22 protein-coding genes are annotated in these 26,335 nt (G+C 33.1%); 12 read left to right on the top strand and 10 right to left on the bottom strand.

The genetic code is table 11. From position 1 onward, the window contains the following. Nucleotides 1-9: 9 nt before the first annotated feature. The gene (locus tag QLS71_RS06030) at nt 10-474 is read left to right on the top strand and encodes a DinB family protein (protein ID WP_308991572.1); all 465 of its coding nucleotides are present in this window, start codon (nt 10-12) and stop codon (nt 472-474) included. Here QLS71_RS06030 and QLS71_RS06025 read toward each other — a convergent pair. Both QLS71_RS06025 and QLS71_RS06020 read right to left on the bottom strand, forming a co-directional pair. Further along, a complete protein-coding gene (locus QLS71_RS06025; protein ID WP_308991571.1) occupies nt 454-1,173 on the bottom strand; it encodes a DUF4163 domain-containing protein in 720 nt (239 codons plus the stop codon). The genes QLS71_RS06030 and QLS71_RS06025 overlap by 21 nt on opposite strands. 79 nt (nt 1,174-1,252) lie before the next feature. Further along, complete coding sequence (locus tag QLS71_RS06020) at nt 1,253-2,056, bottom strand: glutamate dehydrogenase (protein WP_308991570.1); 804 nt, start codon at nt 2,054-2,056, stop codon at nt 1,253-1,255. A gap of 365 nt (nt 2,057-2,421) precedes the next feature. On the opposite strand from QLS71_RS06020, the gene gdhA reads away from it, so the two are divergent. From gdhA to QLS71_RS06000, 4 genes are all read left to right on the top strand, one after another. Next, complete coding sequence (gdhA, locus tag QLS71_RS06015; RefSeq protein WP_308991569.1) at nt 2,422-3,765, top strand: NADP-specific glutamate dehydrogenase; 1,344 nt, start codon at nt 2,422-2,424, stop codon at nt 3,763-3,765. A gap of 123 nt (nt 3,766-3,888) precedes the next feature. Then, nucleotides 3,889-6,234, top strand: a complete 2,346-nt coding sequence (locus tag QLS71_RS06010) for an ABC transporter substrate-binding protein (protein WP_308991568.1) — start codon at nt 3,889-3,891, stop codon at nt 6,232-6,234. After that, complete coding sequence (gene recO, locus QLS71_RS06005) at nt 6,234-6,953, top strand: DNA repair protein RecO (protein ID WP_308991567.1); 720 nt, start codon at nt 6,234-6,236, stop codon at nt 6,951-6,953. The genes QLS71_RS06010 and recO overlap by 1 nt, the downstream gene beginning before the upstream one ends. A 3-nt stretch (nt 6,954-6,956) precedes the next feature. After that, a complete protein-coding gene (locus tag QLS71_RS06000; RefSeq protein ID WP_308991566.1) occupies nt 6,957-9,368 on the top strand; it encodes a TonB-dependent receptor in 2,412 nt (803 codons plus the stop codon). Between the two features lie 106 nt (nt 9,369-9,474). On the opposite strand, the gene QLS71_RS05995 is transcribed toward QLS71_RS06000, so the two are convergent. Then, nucleotides 9,475-11,934: a hypothetical protein gene (locus tag QLS71_RS05995; RefSeq protein WP_308991565.1), complete on the bottom strand. Its 2,460-nt coding sequence runs from the start codon at nt 11,932-11,934 to the stop codon at nt 9,475-9,477. Nucleotides 11,935-12,041: 107 nt separating this feature from the next. On the opposite strand from QLS71_RS05995, the gene QLS71_RS05990 reads away from it, so the two are divergent. After that, nucleotides 12,042-12,518: a regulatory protein RecX gene (locus QLS71_RS05990; protein ID WP_308991564.1), complete on the top strand. Its 477-nt coding sequence runs from the start codon at nt 12,042-12,044 to the stop codon at nt 12,516-12,518. A 147-nt stretch (nt 12,519-12,665) separates the two neighbouring features. Here the strand turns inward: QLS71_RS05990 and QLS71_RS05985 are convergent, their stop codons facing one another. The 4 genes from QLS71_RS05985 to QLS71_RS05970 form a co-directional block, all read right to left on the bottom strand. Next, nucleotides 12,666-13,157, bottom strand: coding sequence for a DUF6646 family protein (locus QLS71_RS05985; protein ID WP_308991563.1), 492 nt, complete (start codon nt 13,155-13,157; stop codon nt 12,666-12,668). 61 nt (nt 13,158-13,218) lie between these two features. Continuing rightward, nucleotides 13,219-14,079 (bottom strand): cupin-like domain-containing protein, encoded by an 861-nt coding sequence (locus tag QLS71_RS05980; protein ID WP_308991562.1) that lies wholly within the window; start codon nt 14,077-14,079, stop codon nt 13,219-13,221. A gap of 255 nt (nt 14,080-14,334) precedes the next feature. Next, complete coding sequence (gene bioB, locus QLS71_RS05975; protein ID WP_308991561.1) at nt 14,335-15,429, bottom strand: biotin synthase BioB; 1,095 nt, start codon at nt 15,427-15,429, stop codon at nt 14,335-14,337. 166 nt (nt 15,430-15,595) lie between these two features. After that, nucleotides 15,596-17,431 (bottom strand): TonB-dependent receptor, encoded by a 1,836-nt coding sequence (locus tag QLS71_RS05970; RefSeq protein ID WP_308991560.1) that lies wholly within the window; start codon nt 17,429-17,431, stop codon nt 15,596-15,598. 77 nt (nt 17,432-17,508) lie between these two features. Here QLS71_RS05970 and QLS71_RS05965 point away from each other — a divergent pair, with 77 nt between their 5' ends. The 6 genes from QLS71_RS05965 to QLS71_RS05940 all read left to right on the top strand — a co-directional run bounded on the left by QLS71_RS05965 (nt 17,509) and on the right by QLS71_RS05940 (nt 22,752). Further along, nucleotides 17,509-19,005, top strand: a complete 1,497-nt coding sequence (locus QLS71_RS05965) for a PLP-dependent aminotransferase family protein (protein ID WP_308991559.1) — start codon at nt 17,509-17,511, stop codon at nt 19,003-19,005. 631 nt (nt 19,006-19,636) lie between these two features. Beyond that, nucleotides 19,637-20,197, top strand: coding sequence for a DUF2975 domain-containing protein (locus QLS71_RS05960; protein ID WP_308991558.1), 561 nt, complete (start codon nt 19,637-19,639; stop codon nt 20,195-20,197). A 3-nt stretch (nt 20,198-20,200) separates the two neighbouring features. After that, nucleotides 20,201-20,407: a helix-turn-helix transcriptional regulator gene (locus QLS71_RS05955; RefSeq protein WP_308991557.1), complete on the top strand. Its 207-nt coding sequence runs from the start codon at nt 20,201-20,203 to the stop codon at nt 20,405-20,407. A gap of 51 nt (nt 20,408-20,458) precedes the next feature. After that, nucleotides 20,459-20,872 carry a DUF3157 family protein gene (locus tag QLS71_RS05950; RefSeq protein ID WP_308991556.1) on the top strand — a complete coding sequence of 138 codons (414 nt, stop codon included), beginning with the start codon at nt 20,459-20,461 and terminating at the stop codon, nt 20,870-20,872. A 33-nt stretch (nt 20,873-20,905) separates the two neighbouring features. Then, nucleotides 20,906-22,162 (top strand): Y-family DNA polymerase, encoded by a 1,257-nt coding sequence (locus QLS71_RS05945; RefSeq protein ID WP_308991555.1) that lies wholly within the window; start codon nt 20,906-20,908, stop codon nt 22,160-22,162. Nucleotides 22,163-22,311: 149 nt separating this feature from the next. Beyond that, the gene (locus QLS71_RS05940) at nt 22,312-22,752 is read left to right on the top strand and encodes a translesion error-prone DNA polymerase V autoproteolytic subunit (RefSeq protein ID WP_308991554.1); all 441 of its coding nucleotides are present in this window, start codon (nt 22,312-22,314) and stop codon (nt 22,750-22,752) included. A gap of 84 nt (nt 22,753-22,836) precedes the next feature. Here the strand turns inward: QLS71_RS05940 and QLS71_RS05935 are convergent, their stop codons facing one another. The 3 genes from QLS71_RS05935 to QLS71_RS05925 all read right to left on the bottom strand — a co-directional run bounded on the left by QLS71_RS05935 (nt 22,837) and on the right by QLS71_RS05925 (nt 26,323). Next, nucleotides 22,837-23,124, bottom strand: coding sequence for a F0F1 ATP synthase subunit epsilon (locus tag QLS71_RS05935; RefSeq protein ID WP_308991553.1), 288 nt, complete (start codon nt 23,122-23,124; stop codon nt 22,837-22,839). A 51-nt stretch (nt 23,125-23,175) separates the two neighbouring features. Continuing rightward, nucleotides 23,176-24,684: a F0F1 ATP synthase subunit beta gene (gene atpD, locus QLS71_RS05930; protein ID WP_308991552.1), complete on the bottom strand. Its 1,509-nt coding sequence runs from the start codon at nt 24,682-24,684 to the stop codon at nt 23,176-23,178. Nucleotides 24,685-24,844: 160 nt separating this feature from the next. Beyond that, a complete protein-coding gene (locus tag QLS71_RS05925; protein ID WP_308991551.1) occupies nt 24,845-26,323 on the bottom strand; it encodes a G-D-S-L family lipolytic protein in 1,479 nt (492 codons plus the stop codon). Between the last annotated feature and the right edge of the window lie 12 nt (nt 26,324-26,335).

Raw genomic sequence — 26,335 nt, 5'->3', positions numbered from 1 at the left:
AAATAACACATGCATTTTACATTAGAAGTACTCCCCAATACCAGACGATTTTTTAAAAAATATTTAGAAAACGTGTTGTTAGAAGACTTAAACAAAATACCAAAGGGGTTTAACAATAACATTATTTGGAATATTGGGCATATAGTAGTGACTCAGCAATTATTAGCTTATAAACTATCGGGGTTACAAATGATGATAGACGATAAGTTGGTTGGAAAATACAGAAAAGACTCAAAACCAGAAGGCGATGTAACTCAATCAGAAGTTGATGAATTAAAAGCTTTACTTTTTTCTACCGTTGAAAAAACAAAAGAAGATTATAGCAATGGACTGTTTGAAAATTATCAAGAATATACGGTTACAACAACTGGAAATACATTAACCAATATAGATGAAGCTTTTCAATTTATACTATTTCACGAAGGTATGCATTTAGGTTATGTAATGGCTTTATTAAGAGCCATTAAAGACTAAAAAGTCATTCACTTTTTCAATAGGAATTGTAAACTCTATAATTCCTGTTGAATAAGGTGCTATTTCATAGGTGTTGTAGAGCAGAATAACAGCTTCTTCGTTAAAACCTATGTTAGCAGGTAATTTAAAATCATTAGGTTCAAAAAGTACATCCTCATGATTAAGAGCATTTTTTAAATAAGATTTTGCGACATTTTTAAAAGCGTTTAAATCTTTAATTAAGTCCTTATTTTTAATTCGCTTTCCAGTAGATGCGTCAAAATTTAAAAAAGAAATATTGGTATTGCCATGAGCACCACCCGTATTTACATAAGAAGTTATGGCAATACTTATAATTTCGAGCGATTGATGCATAACTTCACCATCAATTTGAGCTTCCCAAGGTTGAGAAACATCTGGAAAATCGGTATTAAAAGCACGATATTCATTATTGAATAACGTAATACTTTCTTCAATAGTTTTAAATGTAATGGTGTCTTGTTCCCCAATTTGCAATGCAGCGATAACTACTTTGCTTATTTCGGTATTTATTTGGGTAGTAATCGAATTATTTCCAATGGCCTTTGGCAGGTTTACTTCAACTAATTTATTGTTTTTAGTAGTAATATTTATGTCTGAAAATGTCGTTTTCGCTTTTTCATTACAAGAGAGTATGAAGCATAATGAACAGATAAATAAGAATAATTTTTTAGTATGCATGTATAAAATTATTAGTCTTGTTTAAAGGCAATTATTGCATTCAAATACACCGAATAAAAGAAGAGTAGTTTATAGATTTTTAATTTAAATAATAAATATAACCTACATTAAGCCATACAAGCCCATCGTTTTTTTTATTATACTCTAATTGGTGGTTAAGTCCATCCACCCAATCGTTAAAATAATATTGAAATCTTAAATCTAACATTAAATCGGCAAGCTTACTTAATTTATATCTAACCCCCACACTACTTACTACAGACCAAGCACCTCCTCCAGAAGCGTCTACAGAACCTGGCGCCCAAAATGAATAAAAGTTACTTGGGTCTGTTACATCTCCAACCGCTGTTGGGTTTGGATTTGCATAGGTGGTGCTAACTTCTGGGTTAAACGAAGTGTAGTGCACTCCTAAACTCGCAAAAGGAGAAAACTTATACCCAAAAGATTGAAATGATCGTATACTTAAAGGAAAATACTCTAGTTGAGTACCAATATCTAAATTTTTTGCAACACCTTTATGACCTCTCAGTTGATTGGCTTCTACACTATTCTTACTTGGGTCTAACCATTTTCCAAAATGATCTAAATTGGTTTTATTCCAAGAGATTTCATTCCGTATTTTAAAATGGTCATTAAAATAATTGTCGGTGGTGTAGCAATTACAATCAGCTCTATATGAGAAATTTATAAAATGAACAATTCCAATTCCAATTCCAGAATTTCCAAAGTTGGTTTCTGAGTTATCTCGATTCCCAAAATCCGATCTAAACTGCACGGGGCCAGCGATAACGCCTATTTCATGGGAAAAGCCTAATTGAGAGAATGATGTTTGAGAGAATGCTAACAAACATAAAAAAAAGGCTAAACGTTTAAAGTTAAGCATAATATGATTCCGTTTTTTGAGGCATTAATAAGAACAAATATATAAAAACTCAATAAAGAAACAAATATTTATAATCTGATGCTTTAAGTGTGAAATTATTTATTGCGAATTTAAAAATAATACATCATTATTTTTAAAGATAATGTATATTTGCACCCAAAAACTGCTTATTTAATAAATTTAACGCATTTTAAAATAAATTATTTAATTACAAATAAAAAATAATTGGAGTCATTTAAACAGTTATATTTAACAATGAAACCATTTTTAGTAGATGGAGCTAATAATTAATTAGCTTCCAATTATATAGGTGAATGGTTATTTTCGAGATAATATCTCAATTTTAAAACAATAAAAATAAACTAATGAAAAGTAATATTGAAGCTTTTTTAAATCTTGTAAAAGAAAGAAATAATAACGAACCAGAGTTTTTGCAGGCAGTAGAGGAAGTTGCAGAAACTGTTATTCCTTACATTGTTGAACACGAAATATATAATGGAAAAAGTATTTTACTAAGAATGGTAGAACCGGAACGCGTAATAACATTTCGAGTTTGTTGGGTAAACGATGCTGGTGAAATTCAGGTAAATAGAGGATACAGAATTCAAATGAATTCGGCTATTGGCCCTTATAAAGGAGGTTTGCGTTTTCACCCTACTGTTAATATGAGTATTTTAAAGTTTTTGGCTTTTGAACAAGTATTCAAAAACAGTTTAACGACTCTGCCAATGGGTGGTGGAAAAGGGGGTAGTGATTTTGACCCTAAAGGAAAGAGCGATGGTGAAATTATGCGTTTTTGCCATGCTTTTATGAGTGAACTATTCAGACATATTGGACCTAATACAGATGTGCCTGCTGGTGATATGGGTGTAGGAGCTAGAGAAATAGGCTTTTTATTTGGGATGTATAAAAAATTAAAAAATGAATTTACTGGTGTTTTAACGGGTAAAGGGTTGTCTTGGGGCGGCTCTTTAATCAGACCAGAAGCAACAGGTTACGGAACCGTTTATTTTGCTCAAAAAATGTTAGAAACTAAAGGTCAAGATTTAGAAGGCAAACACGTGGTTGTCTCTGGTTCTGGTAATGTGGCACAATATGCTGTTGAAAAATGTATTCAATTAGGGGCTAAAGTATTAACCATGTCCGATTCATCAGGCTATATTTATGATAATGAAGGTATAAATACTGAAAAATTAGCACTTATCATGGAACTTAAAAATGTTAAAAGAGCAAGAATAAGCGAGTATATAAAAACATATCCGAACTCCAAATTTATTAAAGCAAAAACACCTTGGGAGGTAAAATGTGATATTGCGCTACCTTGTGCAACACAAAATGAGTTAAATGATGAAGATGCAAAAGTACTTTTAAAAAATGGTTGTATCTGTGTTAGTGAAGGGGCTAATATGCCGTCTACTATTAAGGCCGTTCGTGAATTTCATAAAGCAAAAATTTTATATGCACCAGGAAAAGCATCGAATGCAGGAGGTGTTGCAACTTCTGGCTTAGAAATGACTCAAAATTCATTACGTTTTAATTGGACCAGAGATGAGGTCGATTTGAAGCTTAAAGAAATTATGGCTAATATTCATGATTCTTGCATCAAATATGGCAAAACCGAAGATGGTTATATAGACTATGTTAAAGGGGCTAACATTGCTGGTTTTGTAAAAGTTGCAGATGCTATGTTAGCACAGGGCATTGTATAGAAACTAAAGTAAATAAGAATGATAGGCTTCCTAGTAAAATGGGAAGCTTTTTTGTTTTATTATATATTATTTTAAAGTAAAACTCATTAGTTATAAATATATTTGGATATTGAAAATTTGAAAATGCTTAAAAGACTCCTAGTATTCATAATTTGTTTAGCACCTCTAATTCAACATGGTCAAGGTTTTTCTGCACTTTGGAAAGGACATTTTTCATATTATAACGTCAAACAAGTAGTCCAAGGTAATAGTAAAATCTATGCTGCATCCGAAAACGCCGTTTTTAGTTATAATATTCAAACAAAGGCAATTAAGGAACTTAATACTGTTAATGGATTATCGGGCGAAACCATTTCAACTATTTATTATAGCGATATTTATGAGTTATTAATCATTGGTTATGAAAGCGGACTCATTGAAATTGCTTTTGAGAACGATGATGAAATTTTATCAGTTGTTGATATTGTTGAAAAGCCAACCATTCCTGCGGTTCAAAAACGAATAAACCACTTTAATGCCTATAACAATTTGGTTTACATTTCTACAAATTATGGCATTTCAGTTTTTAATCTTGACCGCTTAGAGTTTGGAGATACCTATTTTATAGGTAACGGAGGTGGGCAAATACAAGTAAACCAAACGGCCGTTTTAGGAAATAATATCTATGCAAGTTGCTTTGGTGGGAACGGTATAAGAAAAGCTCTGGTAACCAGTCCTAATTTAATAGATTATCAAAACTGGCAAACGGTCATTCCGGGAGATTTCACAGCGATTGAAGCGGTAGATGATAAGCTTTATGTCGTAAACACAAACAGGCAAATATTTAGTGTCGTAAACGATGTATTGAACCCCTTATTTCAATACAATACAGTACCATTAAATGTCTCACATGTAGGAAGTAATTTGATAATAACAATTTCAGATAATGTGTATGTATATGATGCAAATTTTAATGTTATTTCAGAAGTTTCAATAAATTCAGATTTTACAACGCAGTATACTTCAGCTACTATAGACGCTACTGCTATCTACATAGGAACAACTAGTTACGGGGTTTTAAAAACGGCGCTTTCAGCAACTTCCAATTTTGAGGAAATTCATCCCGATGGGCCGCTTTTAAATAATCCATTTTCTGTACAGGCAGAATCTGGTGGTGTTTGGGTTACTTTTGGGGAATATGATCTATTTTTTAATCCATATCCTTTGAACAGTAGAGGGTTCAGCCATTTTAAAAATGATGAATGGCTTAACACACCTTTTGAAGAGGTTTTGGAGGCTAAATGCTTAAATACGATATCTATAAATCCATCCAATAATAATCAAGTTTTTATCAGTTCTTTTTTCAATGGATTATTAGAAGTTAATAATGAGATCCCCGAAATACTGTATAATCAAACCAATAGCGGGCTAGAATCTTTAGCTTTACCGAACGATCCTAATTATATTGATATTCGGGTCGGTGCGTCTGCTTTTGATAATAACGGGCTTTTGTGGTCTACAACAAGTTTGGCAAATAATCCTTTAAAATCATATCATGTAACTAATAAACAATGGAAATCATATAACTTCGACGCGGTAATTCCATCTGCTTATGGATCTAATTTGGGATTTGCTGATTTAGTTATTGACAATAGTAACACAAAGTGGGTGGCGAGTTATAATTATGGTCTTATCGGTTTTAATGAAAACGGCGGTAAACCAAAAATTAAAGGTGTTTACAAGGAAGATGAAAATATGCCTACCGTATTTGCGACCGCACTTGCTTTGGATGCGCGAAATCAACTTTGGATAGGAACTTATAGAGGTTTGCGTATTCTATATAATACCTCTGGTTTTTTTGAAGACAATATTACCGTAGATGAAATTATTATAGAAGAAGATGGCATTGCGAAAGAATTATTGTTTCAACAGTTTATTACAGATATTGAAGTGGATGGATCTAATAATAAATGGATTGGTACGGCCGATTCCGGACTGTTTTATTTGTCTTCAGATGGGCAAAAAACCATCTATCATTTCACTAAAAATAACTCACCTTTACCTTCAAATACTATTAATGATGTTTCTATAGATAATAATAATGGTATTGTTTACATAGCAACCAGTAAAGGGTTGGTGTCTTTTCGTTCTGGTGGGTCAAATGCTTTTGAAACTCTAGAGAATGCCTATGCCTATCCAAACCCAGTAAGACCCAACTTTAATATTGTAGATCAAAAAGTAAAGATTAAAGACATTTCAGAAAATGTTAACATAAAAATAACCGATATTGAAGGTAATTTGGTAGCCGAAGCCCAATCTAGAACCAACCAACGATACAGTGGTTATAATCTTGAAATTGATGGGGGAACTGCCTATTGGAACGGTAAAAACTTGGCCAATAGAGTGGTTGCTTCGGGGGTGTATTTGGTAATGCTTTCAGATTTAGATACTTACGAAACTAAAGTTTTAAAATTAATGGTGGTTAGATAATGCTTATTACTACAAACGCTATCGTGCTTTCAAAATTAAAATACAAAGACAACGATTTAATTGTAAAGTGTTATACTCAACATTTAGGTGTTGTTAGTTTTCTGTTACGGGGTATTTTAAAAAACAAAAAATCCAATACCAAGGCAGCTTATTTTCAACCGCTTTCACAATTACAGTTAAGTATTAATTATAAAGAGAATAGGTCGTTGCAGGGTGTTAGCGACACTAAAATGAATCATGTGTATAGTAGTTTACATACTCATGTTTTAAAAAGTGCAGTTGTCATGTTTTTATCTGAAGTATTATCAAGTACTTTAAAAGAAGAAGAGCCTAACGAAGCGTTGTTTAGTTATATTGAAACTACGCTGTTATGGCTGGATGAACAATCTGAATATTCAAATTTTCATTTATTATTTTTATTAAGTTTATCTAAATATCTAGGGTTCTATCCAGACACAACTCATTTGGAATATGCTTATTTTAGTTTGAAAGAAGGCAAGTTTGAAATGAATCAATACGACAATTATACTATTTCGGGTGAAAATTTAACACTTTTAAAACAGTTGTTAGGCACAACATTTGATGCATTACCAGCAGTAAAGATAAATTCTAAACAACGCCAATCGTTTTTAAATATGATGTTGCTTTATTTTGAATTACATTTGGGAAGTTTTAAACCCCCAAAATCACTGCAAATATTTAATCAAGTTTTTAATTAAACCATGAAGTTTTTTTTTGCTATTACATTCTCATTATTTGCGTCCATACAAATAAGTGCTCAAAACATTAAGGTTCTAAATAGTCTTACCAGGGAGCCTGTTTTTGGGGTGGCCATTTACAATATAGATAAATCTAAAAGTACCGTTACTAACTTTTTAGGAGAAGCGTCTTTAAACGCGTTTTCAAATACCGAAATCATTTATTTTAAGCACTTATCACATGTGCTAAAAGAGATAACGAAGCGGGGGTTAGGGCAATCAAATCGAGTTTACTTAGTGTCGAACACAGAAGGTTTAGGTGAGATTGTAATATCGGCATCTAAGTTCGAACAAAATAAACGCGACATACCTCAAAAAATAATTAATATCAATGCGGAGGCTATTCAATTTGTAAACCCACAAACCAGTGCCGATTTGTTAGAAAGTACAGGACAAGTGTATATACAGAAAAGTCAATTGGGAGGCGGAAGTCCTATGATTAGAGGTTTTTCAACAAACCGATTACTCATTACGGTTGACGGCGTAAGAATGAACAATGCCATTTTTAGAGGGGGTAATTTGCAAAACGTTATTTCCATCGATCCTTTTTCCATACAAAACACCGAAGTAACTTTGGGATCTGGTTCTGTAATTTATGGAAGCGATGCTATTGGTGGTGTTATGAGTTTTTATACCCAACAACCACAAACATCGTTAACCGATTCGTTGCTTTTTAAAGCAAATACTATAACAAGATACGCCACAGCGAGTGATGAAAAAACAGGACATCTTGATTTTAACTTGGGCTACAAAAAATGGGCATTTTTAACAAATATTAGTTATAATGATTTTGGCGATTTACGTATGGGTAAACATGGGCCTACTGAATACTTACGACCTGAATTTGCCTTAGCAACCAATAATGGTGATATTATTATGCAAAATAACAATCCATTAATTCAAAAAACAACAGGTTACCAACAATTAAATTTATTACAGAAGGTACACTATAAAGCTCAAGACAATTTAAGTTTCGATTTAGGATTGTTTTACACTACCACTTCCGATTATTCCAGATACGACCGATTGATTCGTTACAAAAAAGGCGTATTACGTTCAGCAGAATGGAATTATGGCCCACAAAACTGGTTTATGTCTAATTTGCAAATCACTAAATTAAGTAGCAATTCCAATTTGTATGATAAAATAAAAGCCACCATAGCTTATCAAAACTCACAAGAAAGTAGAATGGATAGAGATTTTCAATCTACTACAAGAAATTTAAGGGATGAAGCTGTTGATGCCTATTCTTTTAATTTAGATTTTGAAAAAACCCTAGCGTTGAAAACCCGCCTTTTTTATGGCTTAGAATACGTTTATAACAAGGTGAGCTCTCACGGTGAAGAAGAAAATATAAATACCAAGAGCATTATTCCAACTGTTTCAAGATACCCTAATGGGTCTAGCTGGGAATCGGCGGCAGCTTATACAAGTATTAAGTACAAACCTAATTTAAAATTTGTGTTTCAGTCGGGGTTACGTTTTAATTATATAACTTCTCATGCAGATTTTTCAGAAAACAACCAATATCTAAACTTACCGTTTAATACTTCTCATAACGAAGCCTCTGCGCTTACAGGAACAGCAGGAATCCGTTGGTCGCCTAACGGCATACTTCAGTGGAAATTAAATGCATCATCGGCGTTTAGAGCACCAAATATTGATGATATAGGTAAAGTATTCGACTCTGAACCTGGCTCAGTGGTAGTGCCTAACAATAATTTAAAATCTGAATACGCTTATGGCGGCGAACTCGGTTTAAAACTTAATTTTAATGAAAAATTTATTTTAGATTTAAGTAGTTATTACACTTATTTAGATAATGCTTTAGTACGCCGAGATTTTGCTTTAAACGGCGAAACACAAATTATATATGATGGTGAATTAAGTAACGTACAGGCTATACAAAACGCTTCAAAAGCATGGATTTATGGTTTTGAAATGGGCTTAAAATTGGCTTTAACCAATCAATTGAAATTAACTTCACAATACAGCGTGGTGGGTGGCACCGAGGAAGAAGATGGTATAGAAATGCCTGTTAGACATGCTGCACCTAACTTTGGTAACACTCATTTAGTTTGGGCTCATAATAATTTAAAATTAGATGCCTTTACCGTTTATAATAACGAATTGTCTTTTTACCAATTAGCACCTTCTGAAATTGAAAAAGATTATATCTATGCCAAAGATATTAACGGGAATCCGTATAGTCCGTCGTGGTATACGCTTAATTTTAGAAGTCAATATCAAGTTAGTGAATCGACTACCATAACCGCCAGTTTAGAGAATATTACCGACCAACGCTATAAAACCTATTCATCTGGCATTGCAGCTGCTGGAAGAAACTTTATTCTATCTTTAAAGTATAGTTTATAACGTCATTGCAGGGTATGGCATGAAGCACAATCTTATGATTATTATTTCAAAGCAATCTGTTTAATTCTAAAATTAAACAGATTGCTTCGTGTTGTTAGCAATGACGTTACTTTTTAAATGCCTTTTTAGTAATAACCCCTCCGTTAGACAGTTCTACTTTGGCAATAAAAACAGAGCTTTTTAAGTTTGAAAGCTTATATGTTTCAGAAGCCGAATTCCCTGTAAAATGATATAAAGGCCTGCCCAATAAATCTAAAATATGAACTGATTTAATACTTAAATTATTTGAAGTATTAAACTGTACATTATCGTTTTCTAACTCAACAATTTTAAGAGAATGTTTGCTTAAAAGCACCTCTTCTAGCGATAAGGCTTGGTTGCTAAATGCCATTTCAAAACGGTTGTTAAACTCACCAACAGCCGATGTGAACGTATAATCAGAGGCTGACAAATTATGTACTTTATTAAGTAAATTATCTTTTAAATAAATATTATTACTATTTAAAAAGTTGCCTTCTAATTGAGCAATAGATAATTTAAATAAGGTTGCTACTTTTATACTTGATTTAAATCCAAGTTTAATAACTTCATTTTCATTAATACTATTTGCATCTTTACCTTGAATGGCGAATTTTTTTGTTGAACCTTCTATAATTGAATATAAAATGGTGCCTTTTGCTGAGTACTTATGAGTATCATAAGAAACGCCATCGTCACCATTGGTTGCTCCATTTACATAGCCCACTAAAATTTGGTTGAAAACACCATTGTCGGAGGTCAAATTAATCCACAATTTATTGGTAACTGCCGTATTCAATCTTCCTTTTGTTTTGGTGTTTTTGAAAAACTGACTATTATCTGTAGCGCCTTTTACACGCATGGAGTTATTAAAAACAACATCATTTGTTGCTTTGTAAACATCTCCTGAGAATACAGATGCTGGTGCAGCATTAGACATAGAGACAAGAAAACCTTGTCCAGAAGGAATCAATCTATTTGGCGTCACTCCGTCACCACCAGCACTTTCACCAACGGCATTAATAATAGCATAATCATCACTAGAAAAATTAAGACCTTGATTCCCATTGGTAGTGTTAGAAGGAGGCGTGCTTTGAGACCATAAAAATATAGCACCATTTAAAGATTTAGGTGTTGAAATATCTGTAGCTATATTACTATTTGCAGCTAAGAATAAATCGGCATCAATAGCAGAAGGGTATGGGTTTCCTATAAAATTCCAGTTATAATCGTTTGGTTCAGAATCATTTCTATAAATAGGTACCGTGTATTCGCCATTATTAAAAGGACCTACAAAAGTAAATCTAAATTTCTTATTAGAAGTTCCAGGTGCTATGTTGTATGCAAATTCTGTTAGTGTGGTGGCATAGCCTATACCAGGTTGCATGATTGTATTGCCTGGAAGCCATACCCAATCATTATTATCATCATCAATATTGTCTTGAATGCCATTTCCAAAACCGTCATCGCATATTAAAATGTTATTATTACCTGTTTCAGCACAATGATCTAAAAAGTTTTGTCCATTAAATTTAAAACGTCTATCTACAGGCGAACGATCTAAAGCAACCTGAAATTCAGCACCAGCAACAGGCGAGCTCCAATAGGTGTATTCATACCAAGTATTCATGGGGGCAGTTTCTTTAGAAACAGAAATATTTCCAGAAATACTATTTATTGAAGCGTCATTATTTTGTACAAAAGCACCATAAGGTTCTACATAAATACTGCTTCCTGCATCTACAGTTAACTCATTTGCTACTTCAATATAATCGTTATTATCAATATTTAAAGAAGCATTATTTGTTACAGTTAAAGTACAAGCACTAAAACTTATTTGGTTTCCTCCGCTACTTGTGTAATAGTCCCCACTAATAATAGCTGGAGTAGAAATATTGGGTAAACCATTGTTCCAAGAAGTGCCATCCCAAGTAGTAGCCGTTACTCCACATGGCGGTAATGCCGAAACAGAACCGTTTACAATAATATCATTTCCTGTGCCTTCAAAACCGCCAGTTCCAGTCCCTGCTTCAGCATAACCATAAACTCTGTAAGTAACTGCGGTAGCACTAATTGCTTGATTTACTGTAAAAGTAATTACTTCCGTTACGCGTTCATTGTCAATAATAGCCTTTACACCATCAATATTTGCAGCATAACCATCAATAGAACTTCTTAATGCAATTGCCGAAAGTCCACTTGCTGATCTTTGAATGTTAAAAATCATTGTAGTAATACCAAACTGATACCCAGAAATTGGAGAAATTGTAAACTCCATATAGTCATTTCCTGTTACAGCATTAGCTATGCTTGTTGAAGCCCAACCAGTAGCGTTAAATCTATCCATTTTGGCGACTCTATTCAATCCTGCACCTCTGGTTATTGAGGAGGGCTCAAGATATATGTTATTTGAATTTGAATTTGCTGAAAATTCGTTACCAGCTAATCCAGCAAAATCAAAAGTTAATATTTGCCCAAACCCAAAGTTTACAGCACAAAAAAGCATTATAAAAAAAGTAAGAGATTTTTTAAGAGTATTTTTTTTCATATTGTTAAGTTTAAAATCTGTATTTCGCTCAAGGTTATTACAGCAGATTTGGTTTTTATAATTTTTATACTAATTGTTTCTATTTCTATTGTTATTTTTGGTGTACTATGCAGCAAACTAAAAAAACATATACACTACAAGAAGCTACCAAAAAAATGGAGCATTATTGCGCATACCAAGAACGTTGTCATAAAGAAGTTGTGCAAAAATTAACGGATATGTATATGATACCCGAAGCAATTGATGTCATTATAGTACATCTGTTACAGCATAACTTTCTAAACGAAGAACGTTTTGCCAAAACATTTGTAAGCGGTAAGTTCAAAATTAAGAATTGGGGTCGACGCCGTTTAACTTTTGAATTAAAGAAAAAAGACATTGGCAAATTTAATATAAACCAAGCACTTGCAGATATTTCTGACGAGGATTATATCGGACTTTTTAATGATTTAACCGAAAAAAAGGCACATTCAATTAAAGAAACCAATGTTTTTAAAAAAAGAAAGAAATTTATAGATTACTTTTTATACCGGGGTTGGGAGTCTCATTTGGTATATGATAGGGCACATGAACTTATTAAATAATCGTCATTACTAGGGAAGTATGACCGAAGTAATCTCATATTTTAAATTAAGCAATAAATAGACTGCTTTGTTAAACAACAATAACGGAAACAAAAAAGGCGGAAAAACTAAATTTTCCGCCTTTTTTGAATATTGTAAAATGCGTTCTTATAAATTAAAAGAAGCTCCTAAGTTAAGTGTAAACTGGTTGTGTAATTTTTCGCCAGCATCTAAAGTATCTGTATTGTATTTTGCAAAAGGTACGGCAAACTCGGTGTAAACACCAAAACCATTTGTAAAAAAGTAACGCATTCCTAAATGGCCTCCAAAGTTTTTAAGGCTAAGGTTTAAACCTGGGTAGATATCAAAATTATCATCAATATTAACTACGTTTCCTAAGTTAGCATTAAAGCGCCCTTTAACATCGAAACGGTCGCCAAAACTAGCAGAAATGTTATCGTTAAGACCCAAAGCGTAAGATGATGATACACCAACAGATATGTTTTCGCCTAAACCAAAATCGTAACTTATATTAACACCGGTTGCATTATCTTGCAAATTGGTACCTAACTGTAGTTTGTTGTCACCACTCCCTATAAAAGCCTGTGAATTACCAAGAGTTATACTAAGAATGGTTACTAATAAAATTATTTTTCGCATGATTTTTGTTTAAATTTAAGTGGGACAAAGATATATAAGTTATGATGAAAAATAGGGTTATTTATAAGTTCTTATGGGTTTTTATAATGGCTTGTTGGTTTTTCCAATCGATCCATTTTTGACCTTTTATGCGACGCATGGCATTATCAAAACTCCGCATGATAATAATATTGTAAATAGCTTTACTAAAGTTTTTAGGATTACGAGCTATGGCACGCAAACTCATAGAAAACCCAGGTGTTATATAACGCATATAGTGCCAATAACCTTCGGGCATGTATAACACTTCGCCATGGTTTAGTTCGGTTTGGTAACCTTGTGCCTTTTTTAACAGCGGCCATTTTTCAAAATCGGGGTTGGCAAAATCAATATCTTCACGAGTAATTAAGGCGTGTGGTACTTTATATAAATAATTGTTTTGCTTTTGGTCGAACAAAATAATTTGTTTTATGCCTTCAAAATGAAAATGGAAAATATTAGCCAAATCAATATCGTAATGCATAAAGGTGTATGAATTGCGTCCACCAAAAAACAGCATGGGGATGCCTTTCATGAGACGCAAACCAAAATCAGGAAATGAAAAATCGTTTTGTAATAACGGAATTTCCTTAATGGCATTCCACAAAAAAATGCGGTATTTAGTAGGTTTACGTTTAAGTAAATCGATATAATCACCTAACTTCATTTTGGCGTGGGGCTCGTTAAAACTATCTTTAGAATGGACAGGTCTATCGTCGTATAATGGAATAGTAATATCGCCACCAATGGTTTTCATATAATCTAAATTCCACTTACTATAAGCAGGCCAATGGTCTATAAAATGCTCAATAACCACAGGTTTTTGTGGTTTAAAATAGTGCTTTAAAAAATCCTCTTTAGTAATTGTTTTTACACGAGGGATATCTTGTAAGTTCAACGACAAGGTTTAATTAATTTAGTATATCAAAGTTAAGAAAACGTTACGAAACTAGAAATAGTATTTTTTATATATAGAAAATAGAATCAGGCTTTTACTATATTTTTTTCTCAGTTTTATTTGGGTTTTATTGTGAATACAAAAAAGGATGCTCTCGTCTCTCTATTTTGAATTTATAGTTAACAAACAGATTGCTGTATATCTGGAAAGACATTTAAAATAATAGATAATAAGCAGATTTTCTGTCAGTCGAAACGATTATTACTTAATAACTTTAGCTTTTTGTTTGGCAGCTTCGTTACGTTCTATAGTATGTTCTGGCCGTGTCCATTTTGGTTTTTCACCTAATGCTTCATATTGAGATTCTGGAGCTTCAACGGTTTTTGGTTGTGTTTTTTTAGTAAAAGCTTTTTGCGGATTCAACCCTAATAATTCAAACATTTTCATGTCTTCATTTACATCAGGATTTGGGGTAGTTAATAATTTATCACCTGCAAAAATAGAGTTGGCACCAGCAAAAAAACACATGGCTTGCCCTTCTCTCGACATTTGTGTTCTTCCAGCACTTAAACGCACTTGTGTTTCGGGCATTACAATACGTGTTGTAGCAACCATTCTAATCATTTCCCAAATAGAAATTGGTTTTTGATTTTCAAGTGGTGTGCCTTCAACTGCTACCAAAGCATTTATTGGAGTTGATTCTGGTTGTGGGTTTAGGGTTGATAATGCGACTAACATACCAGCTCTATCATCAATGCTTTCTCCCATTCCAATAATTCCGCCAGAACAAACGGTAACATTGGTTTTTCTAACGTTATTAATAGTATCTAATCTATCTTGATAGCCACGTGTAGAAATTACTTCTTTATAATATTCTTCAGAGGAGTCTAAATTATGATTGTATGCATATAAACCAGCCTCGGCTAATCGCTGTGCTTGGTTTTCGGTAATCATACCTAGTGTACAGCATACTTCCATGTCTAGCTTATTAATGGTGCGTACCATTTCTAAAACTTGATTAAATTCTTTTCCGTCTTTTACATTTCTCCAGGCGGCTCCCATACAAACACGCGAACTTCCTCCAGATTTAGCTCGTAATGCTTGTGCTTTTACTTGTTTTACACTCATTAAATCATTTCCTTCAATATCGGTATGATAACGAGCTGCTTGCGGACAGTATCCGCAATCTTCTGAGCATCCTCCTGTTTTAATAGAAACCAAAGTGCTTACTTGAACTGTATTTGGATCATGGTGTATACGATGAACTGTAGCTGCTTCGTAAAGCAATTCCATTACAGGTTTGTTGTATATGTTTAGAATTTCTTCTTTGGTCCAATTGTGTTTAGTTTCGTTCATGTAAAATTAATTTAAAACAAAAATAGTTGTAATTTCAACAGACTTAAAAATAAGTAATTTAACATAAAAGCTTATGTATAAATAACCAGAACTTTAACCGTTAAATCAGTATTTTAAGGATTATAAAAAGACCAAATTTTATCTGGCCTTTTTTATCAAATTAAATTTATTTAAAATTATATCTTAAGCCAAATAATAAATTACTTGGTGGCATAGGTACAAAACCAGCTTCAATATAGTCTGCATCAAAAATATTACTTGCTGTTAGAGTAAATTCTAATTGTTTTAGGTTTACAGCTAACGAAGCATCCCATACATTATAACTATTTCCTGTAGTACGTTCGGCGTGTTTGTATATAATATTCTGACTTACATTTTTAAATAACTGTGTGTTCAAATGTGTTGTAAAATGGTGTTTAAGCGTGTTTAAGGAATAACGAGATAGTTCTTTATTTTGGTTTAAAATATCATCTTCTAAAAAATTATATCCAACAGCTAGTGTCTGGTTGAAGCCATTTAGTTTAAAATGATAGGAAGCATCAATTTCGAAACCTTTAGTGTTAACCTCGGTGATGTTAGTGGCTGTATAAATGGCTTCTGGAGTAGTATTTGAGCGAATAAAATCAATTAAGTTTTGTGCATCTCTATTGTATAAGGCAAATGACCCTGAAAATTTAGGCGAGAAATATTTAATACCAATTTCTTGAGCGAAAGCTTCTTCAACTTCTAAATCTGGGTTTCCCGTTGTACTGGAATCGTTATAAAATAAATCGGTGTAAGTTGGTATTCTGTAGGTATAGCCAATGTTTCCGTAAGCTTTTAACTGGTCGTTAATTTTGTAACCCAAATCGATTCCTGGAAAGGCATAAAAATCAAAATCTGAAAAATAGGAGACTGCCACTCCAGGTGTAATATCTAATTTGTCATTTAGCAATTTAAATTTATGCTCCAAAAACAATGTGGTCATAAATCTATTGCGGTCTCCTAAATTGTTACTTTTAATATAAACTTTAGATATATCGACACCAAACCCAGTTATTCCAGTCTTCGATTTATAGCTGGCATTAACTTCAGCTCCCATTTTGTTAGTAATATGTAAATTTCTGTAAACGGTTGGGTCATTTCTTAAGTAGACATACTCATCTTGGTTTCGTTTCCAGTAAACACGTGGTTTAATAGTTAATTTTTCAGTATTAAATTGTGTAGAAAATCCAATTAAACTATTTTGAGTTTCTTCATATTGATCAGTAGCACTTGCTCTGGCATAAAATCCGTTTGCGCCAAATTTTCGCTCTTGGAACGTAGCAATCATTTCAATGGCTTTTTTGTTTTTATTGAAAATACTTTTTACAAAATAATTGCTATTATCGTAATCGGTGTTATAGCGGTAACCTTCAGAAGATATTTTATCTACATGTACAATGTGTGATGAGTTCTCTAAGTCTGAACCCACAGTAATACCAGCATTTAATTGCCCAAAAGAACCAGCTCCAATATTAGCAGAAACCGTATTGTTCAATTCTTTTTTAGTAACAATATTGATAGCACCATTAAATGCATTTTGCCCAAAAACTCGGGCTGCTGGGCCTTTTATTATTTCAATGCGCTCAATAACTTCGATAGGTAAAGCGGCATTCATAGTATGATGCCCTGTTTGTGCATCGTCCATCTTTATGCCATCAATAAGTAATAAGGTTTGATCGAAACCTCCACCACGAATATATAAATCGGCTTGACTTCCTGCGGTACCACGACGTCTAATGTCTAAACCGGCTACTTGTTGTAATAAATCGGCAATATTATTTGCAGCACTATTTTTAATAGCTTCTGAAGAAATTATAGAAATGGTTCTTGAATTCTCTTTAAAGGGTAAATCTATACGTGTTGAGTTGATTATCACTTCACTAAGCGCCGTAGTGTCTTGTTGTTTAATTTGTTCGTTTTGAGCGTTTACAATAGTAGAAACTAATAAGATTAAAACTAAATAATATTTTTTTTTCATAACAAAAATTGAAAGTGTTTTTTACGCTGCAAAATTCGTAACTTTCTGGACTAGTTAAGTAGTCCAGTTTTAAAATAATGAATAGTCCGGTTAACAAACTTTTAAAGCAATTGATTCATCTTGAAAAATCAAATTCTACAGCGGTTTATATCCAAGCGGCGCAACAAATAATTAATGCCATTCAACGAGGTTACTTAACGGAGGGCGATTGGTTGCCTGGGACGCGTACTTTTAGTCAATTATTCAAAATTAATAGAAATACGGTTGTAGCTATTTATGATGAATTAGCTTCGCAAGGTTGGGTAGAAATTATACCGAATAAGGGCACTTGTATTTTAGTTCCAGAGGAAAAAACAGTAGCGATTAAAGCAACTTCACAGCGCATTGATCAAGTTCACGACTATGCAAAAACCACAGGTTTTCCTTTTCAATCTTCCTTTAATTTAGCTTCTACGCTCGAACAGAATCAAAAAAAGTATAGTATAAATGATGGACAACCAGATTTGAGATTACACCCAACGCATCAATTTTCAAAATGGTATAGCGCCTCCATGAAACGAAAATCGTTAATTTCAAAATGGAATCAAACAGCACTATCGTCTCATTCTGCTTTCGAAATTCAATTATGTAATTATTTAAATGCTACGCGTGGATTTCATATTAAGTCTCACAACTTGATGAGTACAAGAAGCATAGAGATGAGTTTGTATATTGTTTCGCAGGTTTTATTGAAACCTAATGATATTGTTTTGGTTGGTGATTTAAGTAACTACGCTGCCAATATGATTTTTCAGCAGTCTGGAGCAACTATTAAAACCATCCCCATAGATAACGACGGTATCGATGTAGAATACATTAGAAAACATTTTATAAAAAACACTGTTCGTTGTATTTATGTGTGCGCACATAGGCATTATCCCACCACGAGAGCGCTTAGTGCAGAGCGCCGTTTACAATTAATGCAACTTGCAAAAGAGTATCAATTCGCTATTATTGAAGATGATTTTGATTATGATTTTCAGTTTGATGGTTCTGCCATGTTACCTATGGCGAGTTCTGATGCTCATGGCGTTATTATTTATTTAGGAAAACTAGGGCAATCGTTATTTCCTAGTTTTCAAACAGGATTTGTTATTGCACCAGAAAATTTAATTTCAGAAGCTAAAAACTATTTAAGAATATTAGATAGACAAGGGGATTTAATTCAAGAACAAATGCTATCTGAACTTATTTATGAAGGTGAAATACACCGATTAATTAAGAAAAACATCATCATTTATAAGCAAAGACGTGATTTTTTATGCGAATGTCTCTTCAAATATTTTAAGCAACACGTGTTTTGGGATAAACCTTCAGGCGGTTTAGCATTATGGTTGCGTTTTGAACCAAAAATATCCTTAGTTAAGTTAGCGCAACAAGCCCAAAACATGGATTTATTTCTACCAAAAACAATTCTTTACCAAGATAAAAACACCTGTTGCATTCGTTTTGGGTTTGGAGATTTAAACGAAGAAGAAATAGAAATTATAGTAAAAAAATTACGAGCGGCCTATAATTTGGTTTTGAATGGTTGAGCATGTTTATTGAAAACTAACCAATTAACAAATGTTGTTTTAAAATATTTCAAACACGTTTATATTTTTGAAATTATTGTTTTTCGATAATTTAGTGTATATTTGTTATCGTTAATCAATAATTAATTACTATATGAAGGCTCTATCTATTTTAAAAAAGTTAATCAATATTTATTTTTACATACTTGTGATTTCTTTTATTACGTTAGCAATTATACCAATAATTCAGTACAAAAAAGGAAAACATGGTACTTTTGATTTTCTAGATAATTTTGATATTTCAAATTTAAGTTTTGGAAAATTCTTATTTATTATCCTAGTATCACTTATGTTTATTAGTGTTTTTATTAGAGTTATTTATTTACTTAAAAATTGTTTAAATGATTTATCCAATGGCAACTATTTTTCAGAATTGGTTATAAATAATTTTAAAAAAGCAGGAAAACTACTTTTGATTTTTAGTATTGGTTTTTATATTTATTTTAAGCCTAATCCTTTTAAATAAGGTTAATTTTGGAATGGATCATTCCCTTATAATATCTGTGATTATGGGATTGTTTTTCATGTTTTTAAGTGAAGCCTTTTCAAAGGCGAGGGTTGCAAAACAAGAAAACGACTTAACAATATAGCTATGAAAACAATAAAAAAATTAAAATCATTAATTGATATTTTATTTTTCATATTAATTGGAATTGCCATTCTTCAATTATTATTTTGGGGAATTGCTTATTTTTTTACAGATTTATTATTTGCACCGATGTCTAATAATTCAGTCATATTCAAAATGTTGTTTAGTACATTTTTTAACTGGAGAATGTTTTTTATTCCTTTAACAATAGCTGTTAATTTCGTATTATTTATAATTGCAATCTCATTTTTAAGAAAAAGCGTTTCATTATTTATGCAGTCCGATTTTTATAATAATCAAGTAATAAAAAACTTTAAAATAGTAGGAAGTCTTTTTGTTTTTATAGGAGTTTCATCAATTATAGTACAGTTGTTTTTTGCGCTATATTTTAAAAATACAATTAAAATAGAAGATGATATTTTTATTAAAATTTTAAGTATAGCAAGTGCTGCAATCGATTTGAAAAGTATTTTTTCTATTGTTATAGGCTTATTTTTTCTGCTATTTAGTAAAATTTTTGAAAATTCAAGAATATTAAAACAAGAAAACGAACTAACTATATAACTTATGCCTATAATAGTAAATCTAGATATTATGCTTACTAAACGCAAAATGAGAAGCAATGAGTTGGCTGAAATTATAGGAATTACTACAGCAAACCTCTCCATTTTAAAATCAGGGAAAGCTAAAGCAGTACGTTTTTCCACTTTAGAGGCTATTTGTAAAGCGTTAGACTGTCAACCCGCAGATATTTTAGAATTTGTAGAAGATTAATTTAACTTGAAAAAATTGTATTTTTGAAATTCAATTATACACCCTCTTGCTATGAAAAAGTGTCTTTTTATGTTTCTGTTTTTTATCACCTTAGTTGGTTTCTCCCAAAACAATCACATTGTAAAAACCGAAGATGGAAGGCGAATACTATTAAAATCCGATTATACTTGGGAATATATTGATATAGAAAAATCAACACCCGATAAAAGATGTAACCTAGCAGTAGATTTTGAGGAGCCAAAGTTGAATTCCAAAATTCAATCACAATTGAAAAAGGGACGCGCCACCATGGATGATGTAAAAAAGAAAGTCGCTAAAGATTATGATTGTGAAGTAGCCGATGTTATTTTATTATCTGTTTCGGAGCAAAAAGTGAAAGCAGTGTATCAATTCTGTGCAAATGGTACCAAGGTTACTTATAAGCGAACTGGACATGCCATCATACAAAGCGGGAAGTTTTTCTAAAAAAATATAGGCATTTCACGTACCTTTGCCCTTATGTATGCCCTAGTAGATTGTAACAATTTTTATGCGTCTTGCGAACGCGCTTTCAACCCTAATTTACGAAATAAGCCGATGGCTATTTTAAGCAATAACGATGGATGTGTTATAGCTCGCAGTGATGAAGCCAAAGTTATTGGTTTGCCTATGGGAGCGCCTATTTTTAAATGGGACAGATTTTGTAAAGAAAATGGCATACAAGTATTTTCATCTAACTATCCGCTTTATGGTGACATGAGCGGTCGTGTTATGTCCATTTTAGAACAATTCACGCCCGATGTTGAAGTATACAGCATTGATGAAGCTTTCATTCAATTTAAAGGCTTTGAAAATTATAATTTTAACGAGTATGGAAGCCAAATTAGAACCCGTATTTTAAAATGGACGGGCATTCCCACCTGTGTGGGTATGGCGCCAACAAAGGCATTAAGTAAAGTCGCTAATAAAATTGCCCGTAAGTTTCCTAACCAAACCAAAGGCGTTTATGTTATCGATTCTGAAGAAAAACGTATTAAAGCCTTAAAATGGATTAAAATTAAAGATGTATGGGGTATTGGTCGTGGCTTAACAAAGCGATTGAAAGCAAAAGGATGTACTACCGCATTAGATTTTGTATTGCTTCCAGACGATTGGGTGCGTAAAAATTTCTCTATTGTAGAGTGGAAACTTAAAAAGGATTTAGAAGGCATACCCACTTTGCAATTAGATGAAGTTAAAACAAAACAAGCTATTGCCACAACCCGAAGTTTTGAATATACTTTTTCAGATATTGAAAATATAAAAGAACGTATTTCAACTTTTGCAACAAGCTGTGCTGAAAAACTGCGGAAACAAGGCTCTAGCTGCCACATCATCTATGTAGTGCTAAGTAGCGATAGGCATAAAAAAGAATTAGAGCAGCACCGTGCCAGCAAACTAGTAAGTTTAACCTATCCAAGCGATTCCAGTTTAATTATCAGTCAAGAAGCGGTTAAAGCTGTAACAAGTATTTTTAAAGCTGGCATAAAGTATAAACGTGCAGGTGTTGTGGTTATGGGCTTAGTGCCAACCACTAACCATCAATTACATTTGTTTGAAAGTGAGAATCCTAAACATAAACCACTCATGCGGGCCATCGATGGCTTAAACGCTAAATACGCCGATTACAAAATTAAAATAGGCAATCAAGACTTAAAACGCACTTGGAAAATGCGGCAAGAGCGCTTATCACCACGTTACACCACGAATATCAATGAAATTATTAAAGTGAAATAATTGGCATTCAAAGATTAAGGTTTCAAAAATTAGAACTAAATTTAAAAAAAGAATAAATAATTTTAATAGAGCGTTACCACAAGGGTCGGGCTTTTCGCGCTACACGGTAGCCTGCTTCAATCCCTAACGCAAAAGAAACACAAAATAAAATGATGTTACATCAATCTAATAATTTATCATTTTTCACTCCAGAAGATACAAATAGTTTAGGTGCCGTATTTTTTGAAACAGGTATTTCTGCTGGATTTCCTTCTCCAGCTGAAGATTTCAAAGAACAGCGCTTATCCTTAGACAAAGAGCTTATAAGGAATAAAGAAGCTACTTTTTTTGCACGCGTAAGTGGGCAATCTATGATTGGTGCAGGGTTAGACGATAACGATTTGTTAGTAATAGACAGAAGTTTGGAACCTCAAAACAACAAAATAGCAGTTTGTTTTTTAGATGGAGAATTTACCGTAAAACGATTAAAAGTAGATAAAGATGAGGTCTGGTTACAACCAGAAAATCCTAACTACCCCATTATAAAAATCACAAGTGAAAATAACTTTATAATTTGGGGGATTGTTACGAATGTTATAAAAAAAGTATAGTTTTCAGTTAACAACAATTAATAAATAAAAAAAACGCAAAACTTAAAGCTTTGCGTTTTTAATATTATATAAAGTAATAGACTTTTAGTCTACTAAAACAATAACCTTATTATCTTTCATTTCAATAGTTCCAGAATTGATTTTTAGCGTTACTATTTTATTATTACCTTTTTGAGGAATAATTTCAGTATGTAATGCATCCAAATCTAATTGGGTTTCTGTATGAATTTTAATGGTACCTTCTTTTAAAAGCGACACAATAGATGCGTGATTATTTAAAAGTTGAAATTCTCCATTTATACCTGGAAGTACAACAGATTCAATTTCTGAACTGAATAAAGTAGCTTCTGGTGATACAATTTCTAAATACATAATTTTTATAATTGATAATTGATAATTGTCAATTGATAATTATCAATTGAATTACGCTTCAGCTAACATTTTTTCTCCAGCTTCCACAGCCTCTTCAATGGTGCCTTTAAGGTTGAACGCAGCTTCTGGTAAGTGATCTAATTCACCATCCATAATCATGTTAAATCCTTTAATAGTTTCTTTAATGTCAACTAATACACCTGGGATACCAGTAAATTGCTCCGCTACGTGGAAAGGTTGAGATAAGAAACGTTGTACACGTCTTGCTCTACCTACAGCCATTTTATCTTCCTCAGATAACTCTTCCATACCAAGAATAGCAATAATATCTTGTAATTCTTTGTAACGTTGTAATAACTCTTTTACGCGTTGTGCACATGCATAATGATCTTTACCTAAAATATCAGCAGTTAAAATTCTAGAAGTAGAATCTAAAGGATCAACCGCAGGGTAAATACCTAGCTCTGCAATTTTACGAGATAATACTGTTGTTGCATCTAAATGCGCAAACGTTGTTGCAGGTGCAGGATCCGTTAAATCATCTGCAGGTACGTAAACCGCTTGTACCGATGTAATAGAACCTCTTTTTGTTGAAGTAATACGTTCTTGCATCGCACCCATTTCAGTTGCTAAGGTTGGTTGGTAACCTACCGCAGATGGCATACGACCTAAAAGTGCAGATACTTCAGAACCAGCTTGTGTAAAACGGAAGATATTATCTACGAAGAATAATACATCTTTCCCTTGTCCTTCTCCAGCACCATCACGGAAATATTCAGCAATTGTTAAACCCGATAAGGCAACACGTGCACGTGCTCCTGGTGGCTCATTCATTTGTCCAAATACGAACGTTGCTTTAGATTCTTTCATTTTAGATTTATCAACTTTAGATAAATCCCATCCACCATCTTCCATAGAATGCATGAAATCATCACCGTAACGAATAATTCCAGATTCTAACATTTCTCTTAAAAGGTCATTTCCTTCACGAGTTCTTTCACCTACACCAGCAAATACTGATAAACCACCGTGACCTTTTGCTATATTGTTAATCAACTCTTGAATCAATACTGTTTTACCAACACCAGCACCACCAAATAAACCAATTTTACCACCTTTTGCATAAGGCTCAATTAAATCGATAACTTTAATACCTGTGAATAAAACTTCAGTAGAAGTTGATAAATCTTCAAATTTAGGTGCTTGACGGTGAATTGGCAACCCAGCTTCTCCAGCTTTAGGTAAATCTCCAAGACCATCGATAGCATCTCCAATTACATTAAATAAACGTCCGTAAACAGCATCTCCAATAGGCATTTGTATAGGCGCACCAGTTGCAAAAACCTCAGTACCTCTACTTAAACCATCTGACGAGTCCATAGCAATAGTACGCACGGTATCTTCACCAATGTGAGATTGTACTTCTAGTACTAATAAAGAACCATCTGGTCTTTTAATTTCTAACGAATCATAAATTTTTGGAAGTTCAGAACCAGCACCGAATTCTACATCGATAACTGGACCTACTATTTGTGCAACCTTACCTGTAACTTTAGACATTACTTATATGTTTAATATTATGCGTTTTAATTGAATGAAAACACTTTTAGTTTCCGCGTGCAAAGATAATTTTTTTAATTTAAAATGAAAGTTGTTTTTAAAGCTTTTTTATAATAAAAAACGCCTTGAATTTCAAGGCGTTTAATATGATTATTGTATACTAATTTAAATTTGGTGCGTAATTTGTTGGATAATTTCCTGCTTTCGCCACATTTCCAGATGCTATAAAGTTTGATCCAAAGGCCGTATCTATAGCCTCTAAAAATTTATTAGATAAGTAGGCGTAGCCTCTGGCGGTTAAGTGAATTCCATCTAAGCCAATAGCGCCACCTGTTACTAATTTGGCATTCATAGTATAATCATCAAAAGGAATGCCTGTTGAAGCTAATTGTGTTAGAATACCATTTAAATCTACTAAAACTATATTCGGATTGGCATCGGCTGTGGCGGCAATAGTTGTATTATAAGCATCGATAGCATCTTTAATAGCGGCTTGCTCAGAAGGTATTAAAACCCATTTATCAGCTAACGGAACTTGAGTTCCATAGCCTTGTGGAATAAGAGAAGATAGGGGTAACACAAACAAATCATGAACCGTAGATTGTCTGTAATTAGGAAGACTGTATCCAGATAAATCTGTTAAGTCTTCATCAATTAATACCATGGTATTAGTTGCAGAAGCCGTGAAATTAATAGTTCGGGCAGCGGCTTCATTGGCGTCGATGTCTCCTTGACTTAAAGCATATTGAATACCTCCGTTATATTGTGCGTAAGCATTATTTAATTGGGTGGCAGTTGAGGCATCTAATGGTAATGGATTATAAGGTACGGTTGTAAAATGTGGTAAATCTGTTATATAAGGAACATTAGTTACTACACCTTTTGCTCCCTGAGAGGTTAAGGTAGTAACTAAAAAATTAAAAGTAGCATCAAAACCAACGCCAACAGCTCCGGCGCTTGGTGTAATGGGGTTGGTGTCATCGCCACCAGACACTGCATAACCTAAAACATCATTACCTCCCATTTCTGATAAAGTAAAAAACGTGGGAGATTTTAACATGGCATCACCTAGTACCGTAGCAGATTCACTAGAAGCCATACGTATAAAGTATGGATTAGCTGTTTTAGTTGCTAAATTTGTAGGGTTTCCGTAACCGTTAAACAATAAATGAAAACTTTTAGCACCTGGAACGCCCATATTGTTAAAGGGGCCTGTTAAGTTGTTTACTGCTAAATCTGTTGTTGAAACAACGGGACCAATAACCGACTCTAAAGGTACTGGACCTGAGCCACCAAAAACTAATCTTGGGCCAAATCCGGGTAATTGTACGCCTCCTAAAGCGATACCGCCAAAGTTATCGTTCATTAATGGTTGTGTAAATATACCACCACCAATTTTTGCAAATTGTTGTGATAAAATATTGGGGTACGCGTTTTCTTGTGAAGCTTTAAATAAAGCATTGTCAGTATAACCCGCAGTAAAAGAAGCTCCTACAGCCACATACGTAGTAAAATTGGCAGAACCAGCAGTTAATTCAGGCAATATTACTTTTGCTTCTTCTCGGCTAACATCTTCTATATCATTACAAGCTGTAAGACCTAATAAGATTATTAACAGCCATATATATTTTATATTCATAGTAATTTTCAT

This window comes from Mariniflexile litorale, from assembly GCF_031128465.2.
Taxonomy (GTDB): Bacteria; Bacteroidota; Bacteroidia; order Flavobacteriales; family Flavobacteriaceae; genus Mariniflexile; species Mariniflexile litorale.
This window is presented reverse-complemented; position numbering and strand designations above follow the sequence as displayed.